Here is a 25,942-nt window from a genome sequence, read left to right as displayed (position 1 = left end):
TGGGCATATCCTTTTACTGTTTCTCATATCAAAATATCACCTTCTGCATATGCGGAAGGTGATTGTCTTTTCACGCATAGGAGCATAAAAAAATGAGTTTTTCATCCACCATTCCCGCTATTGCCTTTTTCTTCTCATACGCCTATTCTCCAGCAAAAAAACGCATTGCAGCCGGCAGTTACGATGGCCGGGTCGCAGTGTATGAACCAGCACAACAGACTCCTATCTGGGTTGCTTCCAAAAGTGAGTGGCATCCAGCGGAGGTCTATGCGCTGGCGTGGTCGCCAGATGGGAGTGCTCTGGCCTCATGTGGCATGGGACGCACGATCAAGGTGTGGAACACTGATGGGTACCTATTCCAGGAGTGGGAGGCCCACAGCGATACTGTGATTGTTGATCTCGCGTGGTCACCTGACGGCCGTTATCTAGCTTCGGTTGGCAGCGATGGAATGGTGCGTGTATGGGCAATGGGAACCAACCACGAGCACGAGCCCATCAGTACCTATGATCATGATTGCTATGTTGCCAGTGTCGCCTGGTCGCCAGATGGCAGGCAGCTGGCGAGTGGGAATAGTCTGGGGGATATTGTGCTCTCAGATCCGCAGACAGGAGTGAAGCTCAAAGCCTATATTGGATCACTTGCTACCGAGCCTGATAACCTGGAGATGAATGAAATCAATGCCCTTGCCTGGTCGCCTAACGGTATGCACCTGGCATGTAGCCAGACGAGCGTCGGTGGCAACATCGGCATCATTCAGATTTTTTCTATTCAGCAGGACACATCTATTGTGTATAACTCAGGATGTGGCTGGCTTCCGCAGCGACTCACCTGGGCAAACGGGCATACCGTCATGGCGGCTGACATGGATGGCTGCATTCATCAGCTCCGATGTTCCTCTGATGAACTAGTGCTAGAAGCGGAACAACGGCACTGTGCGTCCATTGGCGAAGGCATGTGCTTCTTCAACGAAGAAACATATATCACGACTTTCCCTGCATAAGTTATTCAAGTATTCAAACATGTAAAAGCCATGTAAAAGCTCCCCTGGTGTGTGATACCCAGGGGAGCTTGTCTTGGTCAGTATTGATTGGAGATTTCATTATGAACGACATGAATAACGCAACAAACATTGACATTTTTGAATGTAGCGATGCCCATGATAACACAACAGATGTAACCGTCAATTCCTCGCAGGAACTTGCATGGACGATGCAAGTTCTGGTGGCTGTGCCATGCCGCACTCCAGAGTGTACGCACGTGCTCTTATATCCGCTCGACGAAGAATATACGCAGCGCGTTGTTGTCTGTCCTGTATGCCGCCAGCGGTATGTTCTGGTGATTGGGGAACTTCTGGCTGAGGTCAAGATATATCCAGAAATTGGCGGCAATCTAGCATAGTACGCATGTAGTAGCACGAAAAAAGCGTGTGTAAGTTCCCCTGGTGTGTGATACCCAGGGGAACTTTTTATTGAGGAGGTATTCACCGTGGCAGATCCCAAAACACTCAAATGGCAAGCCACCTTTGGCGAGGCTCTAACCATCTCGCAGTTCTTTTATCAACAACCCATTACCGGGCTAGTCATGTCCCGCATTACGTTGAATGGCCAAGTTCTTGCGCCTGAAGAACTGTTGACCTTAGCGCGTATTATCCAGGAGCATGGTGTGGAGATCGGCAACGCGGCTATTCACAATCAAGAAGCTCGCAGAGACGCATACACGAAAGCGTATGCGGATACCTACTTTGTGCCTGTGCAGTATGACGAAGATTACACAGGTGATGGTCCTTATCCGTCTGACGCTGTCGCGACCTGGGCGTATATTCCAGCCTATCTTGTCGCAGAGTATGGTCTGGAGCGAGCATTTGAGATGCTGATGAGTGTGGATAAGGTTCATATTATCGCTAGCTGGGAACACGAACCGGTCTTGGGCGCTAACATCCGCTGATTAGAAAAAGCGTGTATATGCTCCCCTCGCGAAACAGCGAGGGGAGCTTTTTGATACGAGGAGATTTATGAATATACCACAAAGAGAGATCCTGTATCTCTTTACCGTGACCGCAGAGCACATCGCGCTCATAAAGCGTATGCACGTCTGCTGGGAGGATTGCAAAAGCTCTCCATCCAACCCAGGAGCACCTGCCATTAGCCGCCATAGAACCTACGGCAATAGCGATATCTATGGCGATATTGCCGAAATCATTGGGATTACTCAACCCAATGAGGAGCTTGGTGAGGAGTATAGCCGAGAGCAGATGGAGCGGATGCATTGCATTCATCGTGAGACGCAGCTGGCCTTACAAATCTTTTTGAGTACCGGCACCATGCAGCCTGGTACCTATGTTTCTGATTGTTCTGTCTTCATCCCTGGAGGTATTAAAGCGATCAGCGACGACACATTGCGTAATCTAGCACATGACCCAGAACACTACCGGCTCCTGTGCCTTAGAGCTGAGAAATCAGGGGAAGGAGCGTAAGATGGAGCCGTTTGCTTTTCGGCATGGCGGATACGGTGAAGAAAGAAGAAAAACCCTTTGCTCCTCAGCGAGCAAAGGGTTTTTTGTTGTTGGGGAAAGGCGACACCAGCGCAATGAATATTAAACATGTTCTGCACACAGCACACTTTTTTGCGGGGGCCGGTGGGGACATGTGTGGGTTGTCTCTTGCTGGATGGGTCCCCCACTTTGCCGTGGAAGTGAATCCCTACCGCTGCAAAACACTTCGGCATAATTTTCCTTCATGCACGGTGCATGAAGGGCCTATTCAGCAGTTGATGTTGGCTGATTATCCGCCAGGGTCCATCCCGCTCTTTTTTGTCACCTTTCCGTGCGACCACTATACGCTGGCCGCTAATATGCACGGAACATGGACCGGAGATGCGTTGTATCTAGAAGCGTTGCGCGAGATCGTGTTGCGTTTTCCAGAGATAATTATTCTGGAGAACGTCCTGGGCATGCGCAAATTCAGGCGTGTGATGGAGACCTTTCGCGCTTTGCCGCTCTACTACTGCACCGAAGTGGTGCTCTATGGTGAGGATTTTACGCTGCAGCGCAAAGCACGCGTATTTCTCATCTTGCACCGGCAACCATTTGACTTTGATCATATTGCCCAGGTCCAACTGGCCCGGCCGGGTCAGCAACTGGCCGCCTACCTGGAGAAAGATGAGCCTCTCCACATTCCCCAGTATGTGTATAAACGACTTGATGGGGAATATCGGGACCCTCCGAAGATCTACGACCCCCAGCAAGAGGAGCCCGTCAACCTCTTTGCAAATTACGGGCGAGACCGCAGCCTGTTCCTGGTCCGAGATCGCTGGGCACCGCGAGGTGTCCGGCCCTTCTCAGTTCGGGAGTGCGCCAATCTGCATCGCTTTCCACGCGATTATCGCTTCGTAGGACCGCTAGGTGAGTCCTACGACATGGTGATCGATTCCGTAATGCCGGCTATGGCTTATGCGCTCGGTCACGCAGCCCGCCGTTACTTTATGGCGATTCGCCGTCTGGCGACAGTGCCCCAGCCGCATGGTTATCGCGAGATTGCCGATCCTCGACGACGCGAAGAGGAAATGGGGGAAGCACTCCGGATTCTCCACGAACCTGATCCTCTGCCGAAGGACCTGCAGCAACTGGTCCTATGGTAACGCTTATTCAGGAGGAGCCCTTTGATGACTGTTTATCTTCTCCACTTTGAGAAGCGTTACCAGCACGCCGGCCATTACCTCGGCTGGACCGATGATCTGCCAGCGCGTCTGGAAGCGCACCGTTCTGGACGTGGCGCGCGCCTGATGGAAGTGATCAAGGAGCATGGGATTTCCTGGCAATTGGCTCGGGTCTGGGAAGACGGAGATCGTGCCCTCGAACGCCGTTTGAAACGCCAAAAAGCTGGGCCACGTCTCTGCCCACTGTGCCATCCCCACGTATGCTCTCTTCCGCCGAGGAACACGCTTCTTCAACGTGAAATTTGATTTTCTTATCACTGGTCCAGGTATGACGATAGCATGCCTGGACCTCTTTTCTCTTTCCCAATCCTGGGGTGAATGCTTTTCAGTGCATTCATCCCTTTTTCTTTTGCCTGGAGATACGATGCATCCTCAACTGTACTACACCGTGAGCTCCAAGGAATTGCGCGCTGATATTCCTGCCTCCTCGGTGCTTCTCTCGGCCGCCAGTTTTTGTCGGGCGAACAGCCGAGGTCACTACTATCTGTGTACTCCCCGGCATCTTTCGAGCGTGGCTGCTGCTCCTGTCAAAGGAGCTGATTGCGGCGCCTTTACGGCCACGCTGAAATGGGGAGGGCACTATCGGTTTACGCCAGCACAGTATTTACGCTGGCTCTATGTGTGGCTGCCGCAGTGGGCTGCCATACTGGATCTCTGCTGCCTCTCAGCGACACGGGGCGATCCAGGGGCGGCACTGGTTGCGGAACGGCAAGCCTGGACCACCCGGATGGCCTGGCAGTTCTGGCAGTGCTATCGGGATGTGCCATGGTGTTGGGTTTCGACTATCCAGGGGTATTCCCTCGACCAATTTGAACAGCATGCACGTGATCTTTTACCCCTCATTCGGCAGATGCACGACTACTACGCGGATACGGGGTGGTGGAATGATGATCAACCTGATACTCAATATGGCAACTCCTTTCGTGTGGGCCTGGGAAGCCTGTGTGGGCGACCACTCACCTTTATCTTAGAAGTGATTGCTCGGGTGCAGGCGATTATTGGCCGGGATATTCCTTTGCATCTGTGGGGAGTCAAGCTCAAGGAACTCCAATCGGGGTCTGCCTTGCCAGGGGTGATTTCATGCGATACCGGCGCCTGGAGTGGGCTCTTTGGCCGAGAGCACAAGTTACGCCAGGCGAGTGGTTTCTCCGTGCGTGAATACAGCTGGCAGGTGTCCTATCCCCGCTACGCTGGCAATGTCAAACATGCGCAGCAGAAGCCGGTACAAGCTTCCCTGTTTATTGAGTTTACGCACAGGGATAAGATGTCAAACTCCACTCTTATACCTTTTTCTCATCCTAATGATTTTATTGATTAATCTTGATGTAATTGCAAGAAGGAGCTTTCTATGTTTTCTATTCCTCTTGTTCTGCTGGAAGCCTTCGAGGCAGGCGCAGACTGCGCTATCAGCGTGAGCGGTGGCAAAGACAGTCAGGCGCTGCTCACTGCTGTCGTGGCGTGGTGGCGAGCGCAGCGCTATTCTGGCCGGCTCTTCGCCATTTTCGCCGATCTGGGGCGAGCGGAGTGGCAGCAGACACGACCATTCCTCGCCCACCTGTGTCAGTCGCTACAGGTGGAACTGATCGTGGTGCATCGCGCCGCCGGCGACCTGCTCGATAAATTTGAGGAGCGGCGGGCTACGCTGGAAGATAGTGCGCCTTTTTGGCCATCATCAGCAGCTCGCTATTGCACCAGCGATCTCAAGCGGTCTCCCATTGATCAGTATCTGCGCTCGTCGCAGCTGGTGGTTAGTGCTGAGGGCATTCGGGCGAAAGAAAGCCGTGCCCGGGCGCAGAAACCTTCAGTGAGCTTGCGTCAGGGGATTAGCGGGAAGCAGTACCGTGAGAGTGCTTCACCGGAAGATGCCTGGCTCCTCTACAGGCAAGAGCGCCAGGAAGAGTATGATGCCTACCACCAACTGACTCTCTTTGCTGATCTAGATCCTGTATCTGCGCAGCCCTCGCAACATGGTCCGCGCCTGGCTTTTACCTGGTACCCCATCTTGGGTTGGAGCCGTGAGCAGGTGTGGCAAGCATGTGGCACGACTCAGGAGGAGTTGGATGAACGGCGAATTCTGTATCAGGAGGGGGTCACAAATCAAAATGCGTCCATGCGTGAGCAGGCGTTGGCGGGCTGGCCAGCGCATCCGGCCTACGTGATGGGGGCCAATCGGCTGAGCTGTTCTCTCTGTATCCTGGGGGATGTTCCAACGCTCTTAGCAGGCGCACGAGCGCAGCCTGAATACTACCGGTCGTTATGCTGGTTAGAAATTCAGTCAGGCTATTCCTTTCAACCACAGCGGTGGTTGTGTGATCTGCTGCCAGAATTACTCACTGAGGAAATGCGGATGCTACTCGAACAGCATCCCCGGCGCCAGCAATGGCTCGTTCTTCTCGCTGAGCGTGCCCAACGAAAGCTGCAGAGGATGCAGGCGAAGAAGACTCCCGGCAAATCACGGCATGTGCTGCCCGTCATCCACGTGTAACTCTGGAATAATTGTGAAAAGGAGCCCCTCTATTTTCTAAATAGAGGGGCTTTTTTTTTGGGGAAAAACAGGAGTCAGCACATGTTTTCTGGTGGTTGTCCGTGGCGTTCTTGGTCGCGTTGAAGGCGTACCAGGATGTCCTGGGGGATGGTGCTATAGGCGGCAATGGCCTTTTCAATATCGTGTACGTCTGTTATTGGTGCGTCTGCTCCAACCCAGATGAGTAATCCTTCCTCTGGGTTATCCCCAATCGAGGCATGTTCATTTATGATGGCCCCCCGTGTTTCAAATGCTAGATCTTCGACTTGGGCAAAAAGTGAAGATAGCGCCGGATCATATCCCGTGATGATGCGATACCGAGGACTCTGTCCGCAAAATGTGTATCGACTCATGGCGTCTGCCCCTTCGTAAATATCGACTTAGTAGTACGCGGTTTGCACTGCGCTTCCCGATATAAAGTACAGCCTTCCGTTATCAAGCTCTCCTATACAATCGTTACTTAGGCATGAGGCCGCGCTCGCCTTATTATGTGGTGAATACAGTTGATAGGTAGCAAGCCAACTATATTGACTACTCTTAAAAGATTCGCTATCCGTTGGACCATCTGGACCCGATGCCCTCCATATGGCGACATTCATAGATCGTGGTCCGGTCCAGCTATAGATCTGCGCCCAGTTGGTGCCACACTGGCTTGAATATTCTAATTCAATCCGCCCCCAGGACCAGTTGATTGCTGCCACGGTATACATCGTGTTTGCACATCCCGTGGCGTATGGGTCGGTATGGCTACAGCCTGAGCCGGAACAAGATACATAGGAGGCATACGCATTGATGCTTGCCTGATGACTGCTGGGTGATGTGTTTCCCCCACGTCCTGCCAATGAATGGGCTGAAGCTGGGGGAGAGGAGAGCATCAGGAGACTACAGAACAGGGCGAGCACGCTTGCGAGGTAGAGGTATCTCGGCCTGTTTCCTCTATGCTTTCGGGTTCCTTTGTGTGGATTCGTACCTTGATGGGTGTATGTGCTAAGAGATTGCATGTCATAATACTCCTTGCTATGCAGCTACTCTTCCCATCGCAATCAATGGGAACGGTATCAGCATACCGGGCGTCAGCACAGCAAAGGGGGGAACGCGCAGAAACCTTGAGGAGAAGCGGCCACAAGAGGGTTTGTGATCCCCAATGCGAGAATAAAAACCCTCTGATTGCCATCCAAAACGTAACATCCACAGGTAACGCAATGGAGATCCCATGTGTGACGGCTGGCCAATGGTCACGACCGCGCCGCGAGATGGAGCATGTGACCAGAGATCGTCAGTCACAACGAACGCCAGTGTCACACACGGGGGAATGCTCCTTCTACAAAGGGGAATGCTGGAGGGTTGCTCTGTCCAGCGCAAATGTCATGTGTCCCTCAAGGGTACAAGAGAACGTAAACGTTGTGTATTTGGGGCGAGCAAGATTGTCAAACTGCGCGTAGAGCGTTTGGATCTCCTCCCAGAGCGAGCGATCCCCACGGATTTTTTCTGGGAAGAACTGAAGCATGCGATGGTGTTCTTGTTCTTCGACCACATACACTTTGGCCCCCGTTGATTTGCGCCAGAGCGAATACGCCAAGGGGATATGGATCTGAAGGAAAAAGCTGAAATCGGGATCATCAAAGATCTGGGATTGAAAGGCTGTTGCTTCCACCAGCTCTAATGGGGTGCAGGGAAGGAGGGTGCGTTTGACGCCATTGCCCGCATGCAGGAACATGAATTCGCCACCGTACTCGCAGACACGCCCCACTAAGGTATCACCAACCTTCTCCGCTTCCAGCATCACTTTGATCAAACCCTGTGCCCAGTTGAAGATGATTCTTCCTCCAGGGGCCAGGGCGTTGATCCAGGATGGCTCGACACGCTCATGCGCACCGGTCACGATAAGCGCATCAAACAGGCCGAGATTGGCCGGCAGATTGCGGCCATCGGCGTGCAGGACCCGGACACCAGGGCCAACAATGCGCTCAATGCGTGCGCGCGCGGCATCGAGGAGCGCCGCGTTGATATCAACCGTGATGACATTGGTCGTACCAACCAGAGCCGCTACCAGAGCCGCATTATAGCCCGTGCCGGTGCCAATCTCTAAGACACGACTCCCTGGGTGGAGCTGGACCGATTGGAGCATCCTTGCCATCAGGCCAGGATGGGAGGAGCTGCTATCTGGATAGCCATCCTGATCAATCGAGATGGTGAGCGGCTGGTTGGTGTAGACCTTTTGCAACCACTCAGCCTGGTCGGAGGACACCATCCTCCATTCACGTGCATTGGGGGTAACCCGGTCAAAAAAAACAGGCACAAAGGCATGGCGCGGGACGCGGCGAAAGGCGTTGAGGATATCGGCTTGCTGGACGTCTTCGGCCTGGATGGCTCTGACGAGTTGATCCTGCAACACAGGAACAGGTGCTTGATCCATAGGTTTCTCTTCCTTTCATGGTGAGATGGGAGAAAAAAAGAGGAGAAACATCAAACGTATGTTTCCCCTCCCGTGTCGGATATGTCCTTACCTATTTCTTGTTGTCGTCTTCTCCCGGCGATGGTTCTGGGCCGAGATCCTCATAATCACCATCGTCGCCCCGGGGATCATCGGGTTTCGGTTCGGGCTTTGGATCGTCGCCCCACATCACATATTCGGTTTCCATGATGAATTCCCTTTCTGCATACTATAGCATCTCGGTGTTTGTGCATCATAGTATGCCTATCAATAGAACAAAGAAATATGTATTACGTACAACCACAAACTAGATGCTTTGCTTGTAATACAACTTTTACATTTCATACTATACCATATCATTGCATAGCATTGCAACAAACGAGCAGTATGATGCATATCATTGCATCTTATGCTGATGGCGTTGCGAATCGTGGTAAGATTAGATGAGTACAGAACAGGATGGAGGACTGTATGGGAGAACAACGAGAGTGGATCACGCTGGGTGATGCGGCCCAGTATTATCATGTGGCGAAAAGTACCATTTCTCGCATTATCAGGAAACATCATATTTCAACATCAAAAGACATCATTGATCCTCGTATTTTGCTGATTGATCGTCAGGAGCTTCTGGCGATCATGAACCAGAGTGTGAAATATGGGCATCGCGAGCTGGGAACTGTGACACAGAGCCGGCAATCACCAGACCAGGCGGCGGAGATCTCCAGCCGTGACAGCTCATAAGGAGGTGGGAGCATCCGTGAACCTGAAGACATTCAAGCGACACTGTGAACAGTATGCGAACCATGAGGGTGAAGATGACAACGTGCGCAATGCCTACCGCGAAATACTTCAGCATATAGAGATCCATCGCATCCAGGACAGAGATGGGTTGATCCTTGACCTGGCACACCTGGCAGAAGCGTATCTGCAGCGAGCGGCCAGGGTCCGCCAGGTGGCTCCGATATCGATGGTGGCTGACACCCTGGAGACCAAGGCACGAGTGTATAAAGAGGCGATACAGCAGTTGGGAGGAATACGCCTGTGATGTTTGACGACTTGACCACCACGCAAGCCGAGCTGATCGGTCATGTGAGGGCCGCCTGTCAGGCGATCAAGTTCTTGCGCAACGTTGAGCCACTGGAATGCCTTCCAAGCAAGGAGCACTATGAGGAGTGGAGCCGCCATATGAACGCCCTCAACACGGCGAGGACGCGGTTAGGCATGGCTGCTGAATATCTCCATAGCGATCTGAACTCCTTTAATGATGCCGTTATTTCTGCCAAAAAATCGGGCGAGGAGCGGGGCATTATTATCGATTATGGGGATGATGCCTATGATCCCGATCAGCTAGAATGATTCACTATTACTGAGGACATTACCAGGGGATGAGAGCGAAAAGCCCCTGGCAATGTTTGGTAACCCCAGCGCTGTTCCCTACTCTACAGGGGCACAAGAAACATCGCCCCATCGGACTTGGAGCCTTGTTTCTGTTTCCAGTATACAGATGCGTGACGCCAGATCTGGCGTCACAGACGCAGCTGCAGCTCGCGCGCGTGACACTTGGCTAGGCGTCGGCCGTGTGAACGGGAGCTGGTTGGCACAACGCCAACTAGAGGTTTGCCCACAGTTGGAACAGAAAGTTGGAATAGGAATCTAGCTCAAAAGCACTATATTGCTTTTGTTGAGATTTTGTAAAGCTCATTTTAGAAAAGGCACAAATAAGCTGGAAAATACGCTCTATTTCGGCGCATCATCACGGTCGTTTCTGCACGGAAGAATTTCATGGCGAGATAAAGTAACTGCTCAATTATGCTACTGCAAGTTGCAAATAAGAGGGAGTAGTTTTTTCTGGCGATCTTCCCTTTTCAGATTTCAGTTCCACCTACACTCAGAGCCGCTGCCCAGTTCTCCTTTCGCTTATTAAGGCCTTATGAGGTACGATGCTCCATAGGTACGGTATTCTGAAAATGATCGATATTCGCGGCTCTGATGCTCGCGATGGTAACCGGTAAGATGACAGAGCCAGCAAAAGGTCAGCTTCTGCTGCCGCGCAAACTGCTCGATTACACGCTTGCACACGTGCACTGCCTGACCAGATTTGGGAGGAATGCCCTCCAATGTCGTCTCCCCTAGTCCATCGGCCCAATCGATCCACCGCCCGATTTCACTCTCATGGGTACGTATCACGATGGCACTTGGTTCACAAGCAACGATGAGTGGCGAATCCGCAAGATAGGATGCTGGTAACCACATATCACGCTCTATACGCCACATTTGCCAGCGAGGCACCGCCCAGGAATGCGTGACGGGACACGCAGCAGGCAGTACAAGCCAATCAGCAAAACGCCTCAGCTCAACTTCAGGGTCCTGATCGACCACTTCTCCACCAAACTGAAGCGGTGAAGACCGTTCGAGATCGAGAACCATACCTTCTGTATCAGCCCCGCCTCCTTTCCATGTGGCTATATCAGCCAATGCAGGTGTCTGTGGACCAATACAACACTGAAATAGACCGGTGATCTCCAAATGGTAAAATGTCTCTTCGTCATGGATGATGCCACTAGCGGCTACGACGGTCTCCTCCTCCCCTCCTCGCTGCTCCCACAGCCTCTCTACTTGCCGCCAGATATCCGCAGCAGTGGTATCGATCTGCCCTGCTGGCTGCACAATTTGCGGCCACCATACCGGTCGGGGTTGAAGTGAGACGCGCCAGAGGTCCAGGTCCACCGGACAGGCACGTGCCGCTACGAACTGCGCCACTCTTGGATGAACGCCTTGTGCTCCTGCCCATGCAATTGCACGCAGGAACGCTGAGCGATAGACCTCGCTGAGCCTAGTATCAATTCCTACATACCGTTTTCCTCCAGGCAATCGCCTGTGCCACTCATCCAGTTCACGTTGTGTCGGGGTGATCCCAAGTAAGGTGATCAGGTGTTGCCATTCAAATGCCCATTGTCTCCAGATCGGGATGTGTTCTTGTTGCTCGACACGACGAATGATATCTGCATTCCCAGGCGGCAGGAAATTGTTGACGTATTGTACGAAAAATGGTGTGGGTGCAAAATCCTGAGGAGCCGTTTCCGCATGGTGACACGCTTGAGCGAATGACAGTGTATGGTTTGCATCGATTTCATTGAGCAGAAGCCAAGTCAATGGGGATGGAGCATGGAGCGATGTGAGCACATCAGCCACCGGTACAATATAGGTGCTCTCCTCCATATGGGCAAGCAGAAAGGGCAGGAGTCCAAGTGCCGCCAGACTTTCCAAACGCTGCGAGGCTATCCACTGCAACAAGGTCCTCTGGGTCAGGTCACCCAATTGAGGATGCAGCAGCAATCTTCCCAATTCGACGCAGGCTCGTTCGCGGACACGAATCATCGGCCAAGTCAGCCGTGCTAGCAGCCAAGTGAGGCCTTGCTCTGGTGAGATACGTACATTCCTCATGAGGCATCTACCCAGTTAGGCGTGGGGAATGGCAGCATGGAGACCAACTCGAGCGACCGTTTCACCATTTGCTCCACCAGACGCTGCGCGAGATCGCGCTGCCCCATGAACAGACAGTACTCAATGAGGCGTCGGAACTCCCCATGGCTAAACGAACCAGAACGCCAGAGAGGCATCTGTAACAGCGTATCTTGCAGGAAAGCTTGCCATTTCTCCGGATAGTGCTGCTTCAGCATGCGCCATCGCTGCTCTGCCTCGTCTTGGCGGGATATATACCAACTCCATCCATTGCCCCTGATGTGAGCCTTGACCAACCATGGATAAGCCTTTGCCTTCCCATAGAGCGAGCGGGCCAGCATGAAGAGCTGGTCGTAACACTCGATATCAATCCCCCGCATGTCAGCCTCCGTTAGGACGCGATACACCTCCTTTTTTTGGCCCCTAGCCGCCCAATAGTCGATCCAGGCAGATAGAGGGCCTGGGAGGTCTTCCAAAGAAGTATCAGTATCAACAAACATTGATGGCGAATGACGAGCTGGGTCAAATGCGGCCGCGTCTCTTCCTTCCAGGATGTGCAGCTGATCGGTCCTGGACTTCGTGAAAGCGAATGCTGCTGTGCCCAGGTTCGTTTGTATCCGCTCCTGAACGATCTGGGCACCAGTATCATCTTGTGCCGCCCGACGAGCGATAATTCCCAGGCTCACCTGATCAATGGCGGTCATGGCCAAGGAATGCGCCATCGGCTCTTCTAGATTGGCGTGTTCAAGAAAAGCATGCAAGGTATGCACTACCTGGCCGTAATCGCTGCGCTCGCATTGCCACACATAATAGGCTACCAATTTTTCAGGTGCCGCCAGTGCGAGCGTCTCAGCGAGTTCTGCTGAGAAATTCCTTGTCTCGTCGCCGTCTGTATAGTCCAGGATCCCTGCAATGGCAGGCGCAAGTTGTGCCAGCCAGGGCCAGCAGGATCCATGCATGTTCTCCGTCGAAGTTGTCTGAGCATACCGCTGCAGAGCACTAAGCACGTTGTAGAAGAGCATATCCTTATGGTAGGCATGCGCAAGCAGATGTTCGGCACATTGAGCGATATGCTGCCGGGCCTGTTCTGTATTCCTATGAAGAATAGCAAGCGCACTGAGCTGTGCGCAGCGTTTGGCACGATCGGCGCAAGGGGAAATCGCCGTTCGTAAGAACCTCTCCTGGTCATCGAGCAACCATTGCACCGCGGCATCCTCCAACACCGGACGCCGTCGGCTTACAACACGTTGGAGAAAGATATCTATGTCGCAGTATGGCGAGGCTAAGGCCTGCGTAAGCTGGGCTTGTGTGATCACGATACCATCTCCACAGGCTGCCCCGACCACTATCATCAGGTCGAGTCCGATGTCTACAGCCGCATCACAGGCGGCTTTGTAGTAGTAGAATGCAGCACGGTCCTCCTCCTCGTAGTCAGGGGGCACTATGCGGCTGAGGTTAACAAAGAAGGCCCCAAAGTCTATGGGAGCAGAGGCCTGGATCTTGGCGGCTACGATAGCTGTGCATGCGTTTAACTCCTGGAGAAAGCGCAAAGCCCAGGTGCGTGTTCCTGGTACACGTAGCCAGGCGCCATTGCGCTCTCTCTTTCCAGAGAGATGATTAGCCAGGAAGCCAAAGAATGCTTGAGCGAAGCACTCACGTACCTCGAATGGGCGCTCAAAGACTTCATATCGTCGCAAATTGAGCAGCGTGTGATCGGGCAAGTGCATGATCCCCAGAGGATCATACGGGAGATGGTGGATAGCGGCATAAAGCGCGACGCATGGATCGCCCTCGGCAGCAGAAGACACGAGCTCATCAACGTCCAGATCTTCTTCCAATGCAAGGAGAGCAGTGTGACGCCGCAGTAGCATGGCCTCTTCGGTCAGAAGCACCGGTTCTTCCTGTATTATCTGTTCGGTTTGCTGCTCTGCGATAGGGAAGGTCAGCAGTGTCCGTAGGGGATCGATGTTATGCCAGATGCGTAAGTGCTCACTGTAGAGGGTCAGGATCTCCTGCGAGATGGCGTGGTTCCCTCGGTTTTTTGTCAGCAATGCGAGGGCCTGCTTCATGGTACGTTCATCATCGCTCATAGCATCCAGAGCCAGCTGCGGCGTGTAGCGCTCTTGCCAGGAGCGAGAAATGCTGGTCTCTTGCTGCCTGCGACTAAGCAGCAAACGTTCCGAAACGAGGAGGCAACAGCGGTTGAATGTCTGCTGATCGCCTTGTGCAAGGGCATGCTCCGCCAACAGCACAAGTTCACCGTCGGTCACATCGTCTAGATGAGCCAATAGCCATGTACGGATATAGGGATCATCTTCCAACTGGAGTTGTGCATAGAGAAGTTGTTCCCGAATGTCGCGGTAGGACTCACATGCCTGGACACCATAGTCGAGCAGCAGTCCAAGTTCAATGAGACGTGGGAGATTGGCCTGGTGCAACGACCTCTGCATGCTGGAATGCAGGAGATTGGTGATATCCCTGCTTGGCCTGCGCGCCGCGAGCGCATCAATGACCCACTGGCGGTTCGGGCCTTGGGACAGTGGCGCGTCATTGCCCAGGGCCGCTTCGATTTCCCACATATATGCCCAACGCCAGTAGTCCGGAGCCTCTTGCTGGAGCCAGAGGCGCGCTTTCTGCAGATGTGGCTTGCGATACTCCTGATACTCCGGCAATTGGGAGACAAACGCAATAATACTGCTATGGCACGGGAATAAGCCCAGATCGCCGTACACCAGCAAGTGGCGCACCTGCAGCAAATGGTCACGAACCTGGGCAATCTGGTAGCGTTGTGGGTCCAGACAGGCAATGATGCCCTCAGAGGGCCAGGGGAACCGGGACGCTGCAAACAAGTGCATAATGGCCTTACTCTCTTCAGGAAGTGCTCGCCAGAGTTCTGTATAGTACGCAGTAATGCCTTCATGGGGACACCCTGGTAAGGCTTCAATCGTTTCTTCAGTGAACGCCAACTGACGCTCCTGCATCGCCTTCAAGGTGTAGTGTAAGTGCAAGGGATGGCCATTGCCCTTGCGATACAGCGCTTTGGCCAAGCGGTTAGTGACCACGGTTGACTGGAGTTGCCCCGCCTGCAGTGGAAAGTCGCTGGCATGCTTGCGTACCCACTGCTCAACGGCAGGCTCATCAAGTGAGGACAACGCGACCCAGTGGTCGCGTGGAGCATGACGAAGCAAGAGAGGAGGCAGTTGATGGTCATCTACCGGTTGCGTTGCAAATACTATCACCACCCCCTCTGGCGCTGGTAAAAGGTATTCCAAAAGGCGGGTCAAATCCTCCACGGAGCGGCGTTCGCGCCAGACATGATCCAGGCCATCCACCAGAATCGTAAGCGTCTTGCCTGCTCGCGCATAATAGGCACCACAGGCTATCAACCAGGGACGCAAGTCTCCAGGTTGAGGATTCGTATTGGTAAGGGAACCAAGCGCCTGAGTGTGATCATGTGCGAGATCATGCATCAGCGATGTGGCTGCGCGCCAGTGATCCAATCGGAAGCCAGGAGTGTGGTCACTGCTCCCTAGATCGTAATGGTGGCGCACTACAGGGAGGAGTTTTGCCCGGAAATGTTTGTACAGGTAGCTGATAAAGGTACTTTTGCCAATGCCAGGGCTCCCAGATAAGACGATGCAACGCGCGTGACTACACAACACATCCTGTGTGAAGCTTTGCAGGAAGGCCTTCGGTGGTACATAATCGTTTGGAATGGCAAACTCTTGCGTTAATTCTGCCAGCTCATTCCAGAGAGCCGCACGCCGTATATCGGACAGACGGATGTGTCCGTCGGGAGGCGGCGAGTTGCGATGACATACCCAGGAGCGAAGCGCGCCTTTCAACGAGAGCCACCCCTGTATGGTGCCTGCAAGACGGAAGAATCGTCGCTTGAGCCCGTCTTCCAGTTCCGGAAGATGTGGCTGATTGAAGAGGAAGTGAAAGTGTTGAAAGAAGCGCTGGGCGTTTTCCTCGTTCACCAACTGTGCAGTAATCTCTTGGCGCGCTTCCATGGGCAGTAAGGCAAAGTCGAGCAGGGTAGCATCATCCTGCCTACAGGCCTGGCGGATTTCGTAGGTAGCATCCCGATTAGAATACAGCGCCGCGTTCATTTGCGGTGTTGAGGCCGAGAGGAGTTGGAGTGACGTGGCCCAATCCTGCAACAGCGAGGGCAATTTCTGGCCTTTGCGGCCAGTAGCTTGTTTGAGCAGTGCCTTCCAGGTCCACAGATCATTTGCCTGGTCAGCATGCACTGCGAACTTGCTCTGGCGATACACTCCTGTGCCATCTCGTTTGCGTGCGACAATATCATCAAGTGCCCCCGCATCATCAGCTTCAACTCGCATCCACTCGTATCGCTCAGCATGCTCAAGCCAATCGACCATTATCTCCAAGGCAACTAGGTCCTGGTATTCATCGCCGAGTCTCCGCGCTCCGCTGCGAGTAATAGAGCTTTTTACATGTTTCTGTGTCGACATGGCTAGTCACGCTCCCAAATTTGGTCTGCAAGAGTTGTGCAGAAGGCTACCTTATGGCTTCCATGAGTAAATGGGGGAGTAGTAAATGGGGGAGATGGCCAGAGCCTGGAAGTGTTTCTGGACACATTTCATCCCTCTCTTTTTGATTCTGCTGCTCGTTATGCTGCATCATTCTCTGATTTAACCTTTGGTAGCAGAGGAACGCAGCCCTCAAATGAGACTCTTGTATCGAGTTCGTACCAATCTCTTTTCGCAGGTGGTCTGCGCCTATTGTGCGCGTTACTCCACCTGAGCCTATGTTTCCTTGATGGCCTCTCATAGCAACCAGAGCATTATAGCATGAATTCGTTGCTGCTTACAGGCTGATCAGGAAACACCTTGAAGGTTCGATGTTCTTCGTTGTTTGCCGTTCCATTGCTTCCTATTCCAAATTCCTGTTCCCACCGTAGGCAAAGGCCAACTAGGCACTGGCCCGTCAACTCATACTCTCGTTACACCGAGCATTAGGAGCTTATCATTCCCACTTCTTCTGTTGGGGGCCGAACGAGTGATGTCGCTCCATGCTTCTGTCACCATTGGATTTCTATGGATAGAGTGATATGCAGCTATCTGATACAATAATCTCGCGAATGAGTTGGAATGCATTCGTAATCAACGCGAGCGCCTTCAGGGAAGCGAGTACCTGGAGGCGTTGGTGTGTTACCACCTTGGCAGAACAAAGAAGAACGTCTGGGTCTCGGTTTGTTCCCAGGCGTTCTTCAGGCAATGAAAAGGGGTAAAATCTCCACATTGCCGCCGCTAGTATATCATAGTTTGCTTGCTTATCATTCTTCATGACATGCAAGTGTACCTGTCTGTTCCCATCGGGATAACTATATATGCGCTTGAAATTGTCCATGCGTATTGTAAAAGAGAATGGAGGTGGACCCAATATCCAGGCGCATATTTGGAGCATGGGGAGTGGACGACGGGACAAAGTGGATGGTGACGGGGATCAGATCGGCCTGCGGTCCAGAAAGATGGGGGCCAAGGATGAGTCGGGCACGCGATGGGTCGTTGCTTGGGAGCTCAAGTACCTCGACCTGGCCACGGACATTCAGCGCTACGAAATGGCTGGGCTGTCCGGTCTGCTCATGACCCACAAAGGCGTCTGTCTGAAAGGTGCGCGGCCGCCCATACTGCCAATCGGTAACCACCGTGCTGGTCCAACTGGCGATCCCCTGCCCGATGAGAATGAGCAGAAGCATGATCACCATACCCAGGCTCACCAGGGTCGCCAGCGAGGCTGATGGGAACCGTGTTTGAAAGTGGAGTAGCACGGCCTGGCCCGGAAACTGGTGGTGCGGTCTGGGCTGCTGAAGCGCTTGTGAGGCACGAACCCAGGGCGGGATGTCGGTGAATGCGTTATTGATTGGACGGTGTCGCAGCGCGCTGCGCGGCGTGAGTCCCATGATGGAAGACATGGCTGGTTCTCCTGCTGCTGATCATGATAACAGGTGAGTGATGGTGGTATTCCTATTCAAAGTGTACAGGAGCAGCACGCGTTGTGGTAAGCGGTTTATCCACAGATTGTGGCTAGATTGTGTGGATGTGGTGTGTAGAACTCCAGTTTTGTGTGGATAAATGCCAATCCATGAACGGCGGTGAATGCATTTCCGCTTTTTGGTCTGCGAACGGTATTGAACATGTGAGAGGTCATAGAATGTTACATACGTCTGATGCTGATGCGCTCATGATCTCGGCGCAGCGGTTTCCCATATTCATGGGCGTCAGACATCTTGCTTGATAGAAGAGGAAATTCATGTTCGAATATCTGACTGTTCCTGAAGTTGCGAAAGTCTTGAGAGTGGATGATACGACGGTGCGCCGGTGGATTGAGAAAGGGATATTAGAAGCTATTCGCCTCCCTGCAGCTGGTCCCCGCACGACGTATCGTATTCCGAAAAAAACACTTGAACAGCTCCTTGGTGAACCATTGTAATCTGTTGCTCGGCGGCTTTGATTGAGTCGCTTTATATGGATGTGAAAAAATAATCGTTCCGTCACAAACAAGCCGCGAGCTGGGAGCGGTGACACGGGGCTGGCCGTCACAGGAGAGGCAACGGAGATCTCCAACAGTGACGGTGGCAGCCACGTCACGAAGGCGACCAGGCCCGGAGCATGTGACGCCGGCGAGGTGGTCACAATAGGGGCATAATTAACAAAAATGGACTTCATTGCATATCGAATGAAGTCCATTTTTCTCAACCGTTCCTATCGCGATTTCCTTTACAAGACTGCTCTAGCCCGCCAAGACATCATCAGTGTGATTGTATGAAATAGAGATAGGAAAACATACCTAAGTACGTTTTTAAATTCCAGTATCAATACTATAATAGCACAATTCCAGGCCCTTCCGCATAAGCAACCAAAAATGGCTACACTTCTATACGGTTTTTTACACATCACATACGCAAAAGGTACTACTTCACCACCAAAAAATGCAAATATTCTGCTTTCCAAACCTATACATGTTAAAATGGTATTAAGCTGATGAACAAACGATATCCTTTGCAAGACTGCTCTAGCCCGCCAACTCTAGAAAGCCTGTACTTGCAAGAGAAGAAGAACTACTAATACTCTTCATCTTTCGTTTGTTCTTTCAGCTAATTCACGTTATTCAGACCAGATAGAAAGAAGAAGAGTATATGCAAACCGATCCTATGACCGATCCTATGAAGGAACACCACAACCAAAGCAGATCTCGTAGATGGCCATCCTTGTTATCCATTATTAGAGGCATCCTTGCTCTATGTGCCACTATGGCTATCCTCGCCACGTTAATAGCCTCCCTTTACACGAAAGGTACGTCAATTCTGCTCTTGAACACCCCCATCATGCTGATGGTCACACCTGGGTTCAAATTTTACTTCCCCAAAAAAAGAGTATAAGGGCCAATTAGGCCCGCCCGTGAAAAATACAACGTTAAGCCAGATTTGAGCTGCGCCAACGTCAGCAGTGCAAGGTTATCAGCAGTGTCTTTTGTGCTCGTGCGGGCTCAAAACTTGCATCTTATCGGCAGCGTCGAGGCCATTTTGGGCACTAACGTTGCCGATAATGAAGATTCTCAGCACCGTGGGGCGCTTAACGTTGTAAATTTCGTCGCCGGGCCTAACTGGCCTTCCTCGTGGCATCGTCTGTTAGGGCATCTTTGTAGACGTGGCTCCGTATGCCTGTGTCCCTGAGTGGCACTGGTCTGTTGGTCTGTTCATGGAAGATACGAGGCAAGATGATCACTCTTTCTGATGAGTTTCAAGAAACACACACGTGGTTCTATTGGTTGATAGTTGATCCGTTCGTCCAGGTCGAAGTTGATCAGTGTGATAATTGGACAGTCGAACTCCTCCAGGAGGGGTTTGGTTGGTGGCAGAACTACCCCCAGAAGGATTTAATGTTGGATGTGACCTTTGTTGAGCGCGAAGATCGCTGTCAGCTTCAGGCGTTTCTCGATCAGCATGGATTGCGTCATCGCGTTTATCGCTTATTGCGTGGGCAGGAAGAAGATGGAGCATTGTAGCACGTTCTAGGCAGTCGTGGCGGTCTGCTGTGTTTGGGTGTGCCAGCCCAGGGCGTTACGATTGTCTCCTTTGGGATGCTATGCCAGAATGGGCTCCCAACATTTTGCCCTCCCATTGAGAGTAATCTGGAGGGGAAAAACGTAGCTACCCCATCTAACACAGAACCAAAGAACAACCGATTATATCGTATAATAGAAGATATAGATGTATGTATTGATTTTCAAAGGAAATGATGATGCAAGGGCATTCTCATGTAGGTTTCGCGCTCGCTAGCGGGATCACTGTAAACAGCTTCTTTGGCTTTATGTTCCAACCATCCTCCCAACAACTTACTGTTGTTTTTCATCCAATGGGGACCCCTTGGAGTTACCCTTTCATCGTCGCGGCACTCCATGGGCACGTATTCCTCGACGTTCCCACCTTCATCCACAAACTTTCGTTTTACCTTATGCTGATCTATTGTGCACGTCTTCCCGATCAAATAGAAAGACGACCACCAGGAGAACCGAGACCAGGGCACAGAGGTTTCACGCATAGTTGCTGCTTGGTGTTTTTACTTATCATGGGAATCTCTACCATTTTCGTTGTAGGTACAACTTGGCTTGTAACAAGACATATTATCGTAAATAAATTCTTTCCAGAAGAATTTTGGTGCCTTGCCTTCGGGCTTCTGGTGGGAATCATTTCACATATCGTTGCGGACAGTCTGACAACCCAGAAAGTCCGCATGCTTTGGCCTGATAAGGAATACATAGGAATCGGAGCGTTCTCAAATCGGACGCCAGGGGAGTATATTGTTTTGTGGGGATATATTTTTCTGACAGGTGCATTGGTTGCATTGGGTGTGTTGGGTTTCTAGCAAAATAAAAAGAAGGGCAGGCTAAGACCCTCGCAATTTTGTGCATATGTCGAGACCCCATTATATTCACTGAAAGCGTGTCATATGAATCACAAAGAAATAGATGAAGATAGTAAGATTGAGCGCAAAGTATTAGGCCATTTCCTGTTTAACCCAGAGTACATCCTTTCATTGAAAGATCATTTACGCCCAGAGGATTTTTCCCTTGAAGCACACCAAACTATTTATAGGGCTGTTCTTTCCTTTGCTGAAAAAGGAAGAATTTATGATTTCATCGATGTTTGTGATGAATTAGTGAGACACCGTAAGCTAGATGAAATAGGAGGAGCAAGCTATATAGTATCACTTCTCCAGGAAAATAATCCAGAAGAGGATATGATTCAGTATGTTCAGACCTTCGGACGTAGCGCTCGATTGCGTCATAAAAAGGATGCAGGGCAAGCATATGCACATACGCTTTATAGTCAAACAGCGTTAGCCTCACTTGAAACTCGACAGCAGATTGCACGTCTTTCCCCTAGTTTCCGGATATTTGAGAAGATTCTTGACCAACAAGGTGCACCTCTGGACCGGCTTCATTGGCGAGAGTTTGAAGAGCTCATTGCGGATTTGCTTGAAAAAGATGGTTACCAAGTAAAGCTAGGATGCGGAACAAAAGATGGCGGGCAAGATATCATCGCGATGAAAGAGCTGGAGGGCGTTGGGTCATTCATGTCTGTTTGGCAAGCGAAAAAACTCGTGCCAGAGAAAAAGGTGGGACTTTCTGTTATCCGCGAATTAGCTGATACGCGTACGCAACATAAAGCGAGTAAGGGGATTATCGTCACATCGACCTACCTTACTCGTGGTGCACTCGAACGGGTTTCTCAGGACCAATTTATTCTGGGCAAAGTTGATCGAGATGATCTAATGAAATGGGTTCGCAGGATAAAGCGAAGGTAGGGAGAGAGGTGTAGGCGTCCCCAAACGGCTTGTAAGATTTACCCCCAAAACATTACACTCTTGCCTCAGCCGTGCGAAAATTGGCATGAACAGCGGAGATCCACAGCCGTGACAGCCGATCGTACGTCACAGTGCGCACCAAGCGCCGGCGGTGTGACTCCCGGCCAACCGTCACAGCCGGGGACGGAGGAGCCGGAGCGCGCGAGCCGCAGCCCACACGAGCAGTACAAAAAACGGTCGTTATCTAAAGTTCAGCCCAAAAATGAGTGGGAGGAACATTGAAGACATATCTTCGATGTTCCTCCTGTCCGTTTAGAGAGGATATTTTCCCTGCCAAAGAATGCGATCGTGAGCATCTTTTGCCAGCTCGCATGCAATATCGTCGAGCTTCATGAACACCTCCCAGGTTTCTTCCTGGCCCTGCTTCGCAATTTGCTGAGCAATCTCTTGCTCCAGCGATTCGTTTCGTTTTCCTTTCCAGATTGTATCGGCGAATGCGACCAGAGTATCTTCCAACTGCACCAATGCTTCTTGGCCCCATTGGCCGTGGGTACGAGCAAAACGTGCGTGGGTTTCGGGAAAACCACTGTCCAGAAGGAGCTGCAGCCCAATCTCCTCATGTTGAGAGCCAGGGCCGGTCAGTTCGTTGGGATACACGGTTTTTCCCACGTCATGAGTTGCGGCTCCAATTAGAACACGGTCCCGGTCATAGTCAAGCAGAGGCCAGCAAGCATCTATCTGTTTCATAAGGGTAATAGCAACATCATGCACGATAGTTAGATGAGCGACTAATCTCGGTGACGCAGCATATTTTGTGAGCATCTCCAGTACGTCTGATGGGAGTTCTTGAAATGGCATAGGCGATTTCCTCAGAGAGAAAAGATGAGCGGTTACACCTGCTCGTAAAGTTTACCATATGCTTCCTTAAGTTGTGCTTTCAACTTGCAATTTTCCTCTTCCAGGACCTTGATGCGTCGATCTTTGGCTGCAAGCAATACCTCTTTTGTTTTGTCTGTGCGAGCCTGGTACAGCTTTCGTTCCGCTTGTTGTCGCTCAACGCGCTCCAGACTGAACTTTGCTCGTAACGCTTCAATACGCTCTCGCACGTCGGCGTTTGCATACAGATAACTCTTCGTCACCTGTGCCGCCTTCGCGACACTGTTGAAATTCACGACTTCTTGTTCTCGCAGAAGTTGGTCAATGGTCTGGTGGACGCGCTGCTGGGTTTCCGCTGCTTTGCGCTGCGCATGTGCCAGGAGACCACGTGTATTTGGCTGAACTGATGGTTCATTTTTCATACTCGCTTTGCCCTTTCTTCCGGGGTATATTCACGTAAGGCTTTGCCAGCCGGATGATGCAGATCACCTGTTCGCAGGATCTGGATCACTGGAAGCAGTCTGCCCATTTTCTGGGTGTTCCGCTCGACCCAGATCTCACTTCCTGCTTTCTTCCCCAATTCGATCAGTTCGCGCATCTCCCGCTCTTCTCGCTCAAACTGTGGGAGAAAATCGGGCGTTGTGCAAAAATGGTGGCAGGTGTAACAAGGAGTTTCCTGTGTTGGGCAATTCGCCTTCTTTGGTTTGAAACAGTACCCATTGGGGAGACGAACAGCATCGAGGTTGTGCCGGATGTGCTCCCATTCGATCTCTTGCTCCTTCACTAATTGCGCAGGATCGACTGGCTTTGGGGCTCCTGCTGGGTCAATGCGCACCGCTCCTCTCGCAAATGCCTCTTCCCAGGCTCGTCGCATGGTAGGATCAAGGAGTTTCGCGTACACCATAGTCATGTGCGGTGAGAGGTGAGCCATCCATTTCTGCACATAGAAAAGGCTCATCCCATTGTTGATCAATTCGACGGCTTTGGTATGACGAAAGGCATGCGCCTTGAGGCGGAAGGGCTTTCCCGCATCATCAGTCAGTTCGGCTTTCTTACTGAAGGAAGTGAGCACATACCGAAAATCATCGGCACTTTGAGCCAGCCCAGTTCGGTCTTCTTTTTGCGCTGGGAAAAGATACTTGCGAGGGTTTCTCTCAGGAGGAATATGCTCCTCAACATATTTTTGCTGGGTCGTCACCAGCGCTGCGATCTCGTCAGAGATCGGTACTCTGTGGTTGAGTACATTGGTTTTGCGAATATCGCCGCAGAGCCACCACCCACTCGGAGAATGTTCCAGACAGGTATCACATCGTAAATTAAGCACATCTGAGATACGCCAGCCCGACGCCCGTAACAGAATGAAGACAGGCAAATGCTCTGCTGGAAACAGATGGATCTGCTGATCAATTTGTTGCAAGACGCTTTCTGGGATATATTTTACCGTCTCGCCATTGTAGTAATTGGCTTTCCTGCCCACATCATCGGGCCAAATGAGTTTCCCAATCGATTGGTGAGGTGCTTCAAACGCTGAGCGTTGTTGGAGGTATTCCAGAAATTGCTTGAGCGTCGAAAGCGCATAAATCATCTCTTGCTCACTCCAGTGTTTCCCATGATCGGTTCTTAAATAGACCAGATATGCTTCTATGTCTGCACGATCTAACTGCTGAAAATGGGTAGCGCCTGGGTGCCGCGATAGGAAGAAATCAAGAAAGGTCTCAAGATGACGGATCTTGTTTCTGCAATGATCGACTGAGTATTTCATGAGCGTCAACTGGATGTGCCTCTTCACGACAGGACGCAATGCCGGAGCAATGTACGTGAAATTTAGGAGGAAAACGCTTCTGCAAGGGGAATAGCGGGTTCCCGGAATGCAGCGGGCATCCCAAATGTCTTTGGCAAACTCTGCTTCAACCGGATCAGGGAAAGGAAACGGAGAAACGTGGGAATGTGATGCAGGCATTACCTTTCCTCCTGTCCTGGTTGGCTCAAACGAAGCCGTTCCTGCGTTTGTTCCCACGCCTCTCGTAACTCCTCGTCGCCTGGATGCACATAGAGCTGGTAGGTCGAGGAGATCTGGGTATGTCCGGCTCGTTCTCGGAGCAGTTCTGGTCGCCATCCATGTTTGGCCAAACTGGTTAAAGAACTGTGACGAAGCAGATGAGCATGAGCATCAATTCCCGTCTTCTTTTTCAATCTCTGAAACAGATCGTTGACATCGGCGTACTCCAGGGGCTGCCCAGAGCGTTTACCGTGTAACTTAATGAACACGTGATTGGTTTCCACCTCCTCGGTGTGAACAACCACGAGGTAATCCAAGATGGAATTGATCAATTCGCGTGAGACATCAACTTTTCGGCAACTTGCAGGCGTTTTGATTTCTGCTCTATTGACGAGCTGGCCCCGGTCGCGGACCGAGATCTGACAGCGCTCAATGTCGAGATCCTCAATCCAGAGAGCAAGGCACTCCCCGATCCGCAGAGAACTTTCATACAAGAGCCGTAAGAGCAACTTGTCACGCAGATTCTCGCAAGCGTTGACCAGTGCTTCAATTTGCGCAGTGGTAAGCGTCTTCGGCTTTTGCTGTCTTGGTACCTGTTGCTTGAGGAGATTCTTTTCGACTAACTGACTTTTGGTGATATGATGCAGGAAACTTTTGTACGAACGGGCCCTGGCTGGCAGGTAACTGCGCGTTTGCTCATTGAAATCAGTTGTGAGTTCATCTCGCCGCCACAGATAGTCGTAGAAGCCTGCAACTGCGGTAATACACTGATTAATGGTCGTATTGGTACGAGCCTGCGTCACCGGCTGAACAGGAAGCACTTTCAGGGAACGGTAGGGATTTTTAAGCCAGAGCACAAAGCCTGCCATGTCATCGAGCGTTACGCAAGCATGGTCAAGGCGCTCTTGGGTGAGATACGTAAAGTACAATGAAAGGCTGTGGGCATACGCACGAAGCGTATTCCGTGCGCGGCCAATGGCGTGGAGATATTTAAGATAGCGCACGACAGGAATGATGAGATTTCCGCTCTCATCAACGATCACATACCGGATCTCGTGGTCAGCAGTAAGAATTTCTTGGACACGCATGGAGGGTT

At 51.6% G+C, this 25,942-nt stretch carries 28 protein-coding genes; 16 read left to right on the top strand and 12 right to left on the bottom strand.

The features are described from left to right. Positions 1-92 precede the first annotated feature (92 nt). The 9 genes from JMI88_RS30440 (at position 93) to JMI88_RS30405 (ending at position 6,200) form a co-directional block, all read left to right on the top strand. On the top strand, positions 93-1,001 hold the full coding sequence (locus JMI88_RS30440) for a WD40 repeat domain-containing protein (protein ID WP_201365825.1): 909 nt from the start codon (positions 93-95) through the stop codon (positions 999-1,001). 101 nt (positions 1,002-1,102) lie between these two features. Then, a complete protein-coding gene (locus JMI88_RS30435) occupies positions 1,103-1,399 on the top strand; it encodes a hypothetical protein (protein ID WP_201365824.1) in 297 nt (98 codons plus the stop codon). Between the two features lie 87 nt (positions 1,400-1,486). Beyond that, positions 1,487-1,945: a hypothetical protein gene (locus tag JMI88_RS30430; protein ID WP_201365823.1), complete on the top strand. Its 459-nt coding sequence runs from the start codon at positions 1,487-1,489 to the stop codon at positions 1,943-1,945. A gap of 67 nt (positions 1,946-2,012) precedes the next feature. After that, positions 2,013-2,474, top strand: a complete 462-nt coding sequence (locus JMI88_RS30425) for a hypothetical protein (RefSeq protein ID WP_201365822.1) — start codon at positions 2,013-2,015, stop codon at positions 2,472-2,474. A gap of 1 nt (position 2,475) precedes the next feature. Next, positions 2,476-2,598, top strand: a complete 123-nt coding sequence (locus JMI88_RS40265; protein WP_268906037.1) for a hypothetical protein — start codon at positions 2,476-2,478, stop codon at positions 2,596-2,598. Beyond that, positions 2,588-3,637, top strand: a complete 1,050-nt coding sequence (locus JMI88_RS30420) for a DNA cytosine methyltransferase (protein WP_201365821.1) — start codon at positions 2,588-2,590, stop codon at positions 3,635-3,637. The genes JMI88_RS40265 and JMI88_RS30420 overlap by 11 nt, the downstream gene beginning before the upstream one ends. A gap of 24 nt (positions 3,638-3,661) precedes the next feature. Continuing rightward, the gene (locus JMI88_RS30415; RefSeq protein ID WP_201365820.1) at positions 3,662-3,961 is read left to right on the top strand and encodes a hypothetical protein; all 300 of its coding nucleotides are present in this window, start codon (positions 3,662-3,664) and stop codon (positions 3,959-3,961) included. A gap of 118 nt (positions 3,962-4,079) precedes the next feature. Then, positions 4,080-5,033, top strand: coding sequence for a hypothetical protein (locus tag JMI88_RS30410; RefSeq protein ID WP_201365819.1), 954 nt, complete (start codon positions 4,080-4,082; stop codon positions 5,031-5,033). Positions 5,034-5,063: 30 nt separating this feature from the next. Next, positions 5,064-6,200 (top strand): phosphoadenosine phosphosulfate reductase domain-containing protein, encoded by a 1,137-nt coding sequence (locus JMI88_RS30405; protein WP_201365818.1) that lies wholly within the window; start codon positions 5,064-5,066, stop codon positions 6,198-6,200. Positions 6,201-6,274: 74 nt separating this feature from the next. Here JMI88_RS30405 and JMI88_RS30400 read toward each other — a convergent pair whose 3' ends face one another. The 5 genes from JMI88_RS30400 to JMI88_RS40260 form a co-directional block, all read right to left on the bottom strand. Further along, the gene (locus tag JMI88_RS30400; protein WP_201365817.1) at positions 6,275-6,592 is read right to left on the bottom strand and encodes a hypothetical protein; all 318 of its coding nucleotides are present in this window, start codon (positions 6,590-6,592) and stop codon (positions 6,275-6,277) included. 27 nt (positions 6,593-6,619) lie between these two features. Beyond that, entirely contained in the window at positions 6,620-7,114 is a 495-nt protein-coding gene (locus JMI88_RS40930) for a DUF2690 domain-containing protein (RefSeq protein ID WP_373323990.1), read from the bottom strand. Positions 7,115-7,256: 142 nt separating this feature from the next. After that, entirely contained in the window at positions 7,257-7,541 is a 285-nt protein-coding gene (locus tag JMI88_RS30390; protein WP_201365815.1) for a hypothetical protein, read from the bottom strand. A 19-nt stretch (positions 7,542-7,560) separates the two neighbouring features. Continuing rightward, a complete protein-coding gene (locus JMI88_RS30385; protein WP_201365814.1) occupies positions 7,561-8,655 on the bottom strand; it encodes a methyltransferase domain-containing protein in 1,095 nt (364 codons plus the stop codon). 91 nt (positions 8,656-8,746) lie between these two features. Next, complete coding sequence (locus JMI88_RS40260) at positions 8,747-8,881, bottom strand: hypothetical protein (RefSeq protein ID WP_268906036.1); 135 nt, start codon at positions 8,879-8,881, stop codon at positions 8,747-8,749. A gap of 263 nt (positions 8,882-9,144) precedes the next feature. Between JMI88_RS40260 and JMI88_RS30380 the strand changes: the two genes are divergently transcribed. Genes JMI88_RS30380 through JMI88_RS30370 form a run of 3 tightly spaced genes read left to right on the top strand, consistent with a single transcriptional unit; the run spans position 9,145 to position 10,029 of the window. After that, entirely contained in the window at positions 9,145-9,414 is a 270-nt protein-coding gene (locus tag JMI88_RS30380; RefSeq protein WP_201365813.1) for a helix-turn-helix domain-containing protein, read from the top strand. A 16-nt stretch (positions 9,415-9,430) separates the two neighbouring features. Next, positions 9,431-9,718: a hypothetical protein gene (locus JMI88_RS30375; RefSeq protein ID WP_201365812.1), complete on the top strand. Its 288-nt coding sequence runs from the start codon at positions 9,431-9,433 to the stop codon at positions 9,716-9,718. Continuing rightward, positions 9,715-10,029 carry a hypothetical protein gene (locus tag JMI88_RS30370; RefSeq protein ID WP_201365811.1) on the top strand — a complete coding sequence of 105 codons (315 nt, stop codon included), beginning with the start codon at positions 9,715-9,717 and terminating at the stop codon, positions 10,027-10,029. The genes JMI88_RS30375 and JMI88_RS30370 overlap by 4 nt, the downstream gene beginning before the upstream one ends. A 564-nt stretch (positions 10,030-10,593) precedes the next feature. On the opposite strand, the gene JMI88_RS30365 is transcribed toward JMI88_RS30370, so the two are convergent. From JMI88_RS30365 to JMI88_RS30355, 3 genes are all read right to left on the bottom strand, one after another. Next, entirely contained in the window at positions 10,594-12,117 is a 1,524-nt protein-coding gene (locus JMI88_RS30365) for a hypothetical protein (RefSeq protein ID WP_201365810.1), read from the bottom strand. Further along, a complete protein-coding gene (locus tag JMI88_RS30360; RefSeq protein WP_201365809.1) occupies positions 12,114-16,613 on the bottom strand; it encodes an ATP-binding protein in 4,500 nt (1,499 codons plus the stop codon). The genes JMI88_RS30365 and JMI88_RS30360 overlap by 4 nt, the downstream gene beginning before the upstream one ends. Positions 16,614-17,485: 872 nt before the next feature. After that, positions 17,486-18,076: a hypothetical protein gene (locus JMI88_RS30355; protein ID WP_201365808.1), complete on the bottom strand. Its 591-nt coding sequence runs from the start codon at positions 18,074-18,076 to the stop codon at positions 17,486-17,488. 338 nt (positions 18,077-18,414) lie between these two features. On the opposite strand from JMI88_RS30355, the gene JMI88_RS30350 reads away from it, so the two are divergent. The 4 genes from JMI88_RS30350 to JMI88_RS30335 all read left to right on the top strand — a co-directional run bounded on the left by JMI88_RS30350 (position 18,415) and on the right by JMI88_RS30335 (position 21,971). Beyond that, positions 18,415-18,594 carry a helix-turn-helix domain-containing protein gene (locus JMI88_RS30350; protein ID WP_201365807.1) on the top strand — a complete coding sequence of 60 codons (180 nt, stop codon included), beginning with the start codon at positions 18,415-18,417 and terminating at the stop codon, positions 18,592-18,594. 1,287 nt (positions 18,595-19,881) lie between these two features. Then, positions 19,882-20,169, top strand: coding sequence for a hypothetical protein (locus tag JMI88_RS30345; RefSeq protein ID WP_201365806.1), 288 nt, complete (start codon positions 19,882-19,884; stop codon positions 20,167-20,169). A 230-nt stretch (positions 20,170-20,399) separates the two neighbouring features. Next, positions 20,400-21,029, top strand: a complete 630-nt coding sequence (locus JMI88_RS30340; RefSeq protein ID WP_201365805.1) for a metal-dependent hydrolase — start codon at positions 20,400-20,402, stop codon at positions 21,027-21,029. An 84-nt stretch (positions 21,030-21,113) separates the two neighbouring features. Further along, the gene (locus JMI88_RS30335) at positions 21,114-21,971 is read left to right on the top strand and encodes a restriction endonuclease (protein ID WP_201365804.1); all 858 of its coding nucleotides are present in this window, start codon (positions 21,114-21,116) and stop codon (positions 21,969-21,971) included. 312 nt (positions 21,972-22,283) lie between these two features. On the opposite strand, the gene JMI88_RS30330 is transcribed toward JMI88_RS30335, so the two are convergent. Genes JMI88_RS30330 through JMI88_RS30315 form a run of 4 tightly spaced genes read right to left on the bottom strand, consistent with a single transcriptional unit; the run spans position 22,284 to position 25,934 of the window. After that, the gene (locus JMI88_RS30330; protein WP_201365803.1) at positions 22,284-22,829 is read right to left on the bottom strand and encodes an HD domain-containing protein; all 546 of its coding nucleotides are present in this window, start codon (positions 22,827-22,829) and stop codon (positions 22,284-22,286) included. A 32-nt stretch (positions 22,830-22,861) separates the two neighbouring features. Further along, positions 22,862-23,269: a DUF6262 family protein gene (locus JMI88_RS30325; RefSeq protein WP_201365802.1), complete on the bottom strand. Its 408-nt coding sequence runs from the start codon at positions 23,267-23,269 to the stop codon at positions 22,862-22,864. Then, a complete protein-coding gene (locus tag JMI88_RS30320) occupies positions 23,266-24,807 on the bottom strand; it encodes a tyrosine-type recombinase/integrase (protein ID WP_201365801.1) in 1,542 nt (513 codons plus the stop codon). Before JMI88_RS30320 ends, JMI88_RS30325 begins: the two co-directional genes overlap by 4 nt. Next, positions 24,807-25,934 carry a tyrosine-type recombinase/integrase gene (locus tag JMI88_RS30315; RefSeq protein WP_201365800.1) on the bottom strand — a complete coding sequence of 376 codons (1,128 nt, stop codon included), beginning with the start codon at positions 25,932-25,934 and terminating at the stop codon, positions 24,807-24,809. The genes JMI88_RS30320 and JMI88_RS30315 overlap by 1 nt, the downstream gene beginning before the upstream one ends. Between the last annotated feature and the right edge of the window lie 8 nt (positions 25,935-25,942).

It is taken from the genome of Dictyobacter formicarum (genome assembly GCF_016587435.1).
Note: the sequence above shows the minus strand (reverse complement) of the source record. Positions and strands in the feature narration are given on the sequence as shown.

What these genes read in the sequence shown, in the direction of transcription:
- JMI88_RS30440 (WP_201365825.1), top strand. Translation starts at nt 93, where the DNA reads ATGAGTTTTTCATCCACCATTCCCGCTATTGCCTTTTTCTTCTCATAC.
- JMI88_RS30435 (WP_201365824.1), top strand. Translation starts at nt 1,103, where the DNA reads ATGAACGACATGAATAACGCAACAAACATTGACATTTTTGAATGTAGC.
- JMI88_RS30425 (WP_201365822.1), top strand. Translation starts at nt 2,013, where the DNA reads ATGAATATACCACAAAGAGAGATCCTGTATCTCTTTACCGTGACCGCA.
- JMI88_RS40265 (WP_268906037.1), top strand. Translation starts at nt 2,476, where the DNA reads ATGGAGCCGTTTGCTTTTCGGCATGGCGGATACGGTGAAGAAAGAAGA.
- JMI88_RS30420 (WP_201365821.1), top strand. Translation starts at nt 2,588, where the DNA reads ATGAATATTAAACATGTTCTGCACACAGCACACTTTTTTGCGGGGGCC.
- JMI88_RS30415 (WP_201365820.1), top strand. Translation starts at nt 3,662, where the DNA reads ATGACTGTTTATCTTCTCCACTTTGAGAAGCGTTACCAGCACGCCGGC.
- JMI88_RS30410 (WP_201365819.1), top strand. Translation starts at nt 4,080, where the DNA reads ATGCATCCTCAACTGTACTACACCGTGAGCTCCAAGGAATTGCGCGCT.
- JMI88_RS30405 (WP_201365818.1), top strand. Translation starts at nt 5,064, where the DNA reads ATGTTTTCTATTCCTCTTGTTCTGCTGGAAGCCTTCGAGGCAGGCGCA.
- JMI88_RS30400 (WP_201365817.1), bottom strand. Translation starts at nt 6,592, where the DNA reads ATGAGTCGATACACATTTTGCGGACAGAGTCCTCGGTATCGCATCATC.
- JMI88_RS40930 (WP_373323990.1), bottom strand. Translation starts at nt 7,114, where the DNA reads ATGCTCTCCTCTCCCCCAGCTTCAGCCCATTCATTGGCAGGACGTGGG.
- JMI88_RS30385 (WP_201365814.1), bottom strand. Translation starts at nt 8,655, where the DNA reads ATGGATCAAGCACCTGTTCCTGTGTTGCAGGATCAACTCGTCAGAGCC.
- JMI88_RS40260 (WP_268906036.1), bottom strand. Translation starts at nt 8,881, where the DNA reads ATGGAAACCGAATATGTGATGTGGGGCGACGATCCAAAGCCCGAACCG.
- JMI88_RS30380 (WP_201365813.1), top strand. Translation starts at nt 9,145, where the DNA reads ATGGGAGAACAACGAGAGTGGATCACGCTGGGTGATGCGGCCCAGTAT.
- JMI88_RS30365 (WP_201365810.1), bottom strand. Translation starts at nt 12,117, where the DNA reads ATGAGGAATGTACGTATCTCACCAGAGCAAGGCCTCACTTGGCTGCTA.
- JMI88_RS30360 (WP_201365809.1), bottom strand. Translation starts at nt 16,613, where the DNA reads ATGTCGACACAGAAACATGTAAAAAGCTCTATTACTCGCAGCGGAGCG.
- JMI88_RS30355 (WP_201365808.1), bottom strand. Translation starts at nt 18,076, where the DNA reads ATGTCTTCCATCATGGGACTCACGCCGCGCAGCGCGCTGCGACACCGT.
- JMI88_RS30350 (WP_201365807.1), top strand. Translation starts at nt 18,415, where the DNA reads ATGTTCGAATATCTGACTGTTCCTGAAGTTGCGAAAGTCTTGAGAGTG.
- JMI88_RS30345 (WP_201365806.1), top strand. Translation starts at nt 19,882, where the DNA reads ATGATCACTCTTTCTGATGAGTTTCAAGAAACACACACGTGGTTCTAT.
- JMI88_RS30340 (WP_201365805.1), top strand. Translation starts at nt 20,400, where the DNA reads ATGATGATGCAAGGGCATTCTCATGTAGGTTTCGCGCTCGCTAGCGGG.
- JMI88_RS30335 (WP_201365804.1), top strand. Translation starts at nt 21,114, where the DNA reads ATGAATCACAAAGAAATAGATGAAGATAGTAAGATTGAGCGCAAAGTA.
- JMI88_RS30330 (WP_201365803.1), bottom strand. Translation starts at nt 22,829, where the DNA reads ATGCCATTTCAAGAACTCCCATCAGACGTACTGGAGATGCTCACAAAA.
- JMI88_RS30325 (WP_201365802.1), bottom strand. Translation starts at nt 23,269, where the DNA reads ATGAAAAATGAACCATCAGTTCAGCCAAATACACGTGGTCTCCTGGCA.
- JMI88_RS30320 (WP_201365801.1), bottom strand. Translation starts at nt 24,807, where the DNA reads ATGCCTGCATCACATTCCCACGTTTCTCCGTTTCCTTTCCCTGATCCG.
- JMI88_RS30315 (WP_201365800.1), bottom strand. Translation starts at nt 25,934, where the DNA reads ATGCGTGTCCAAGAAATTCTTACTGCTGACCACGAGATCCGGTATGTG.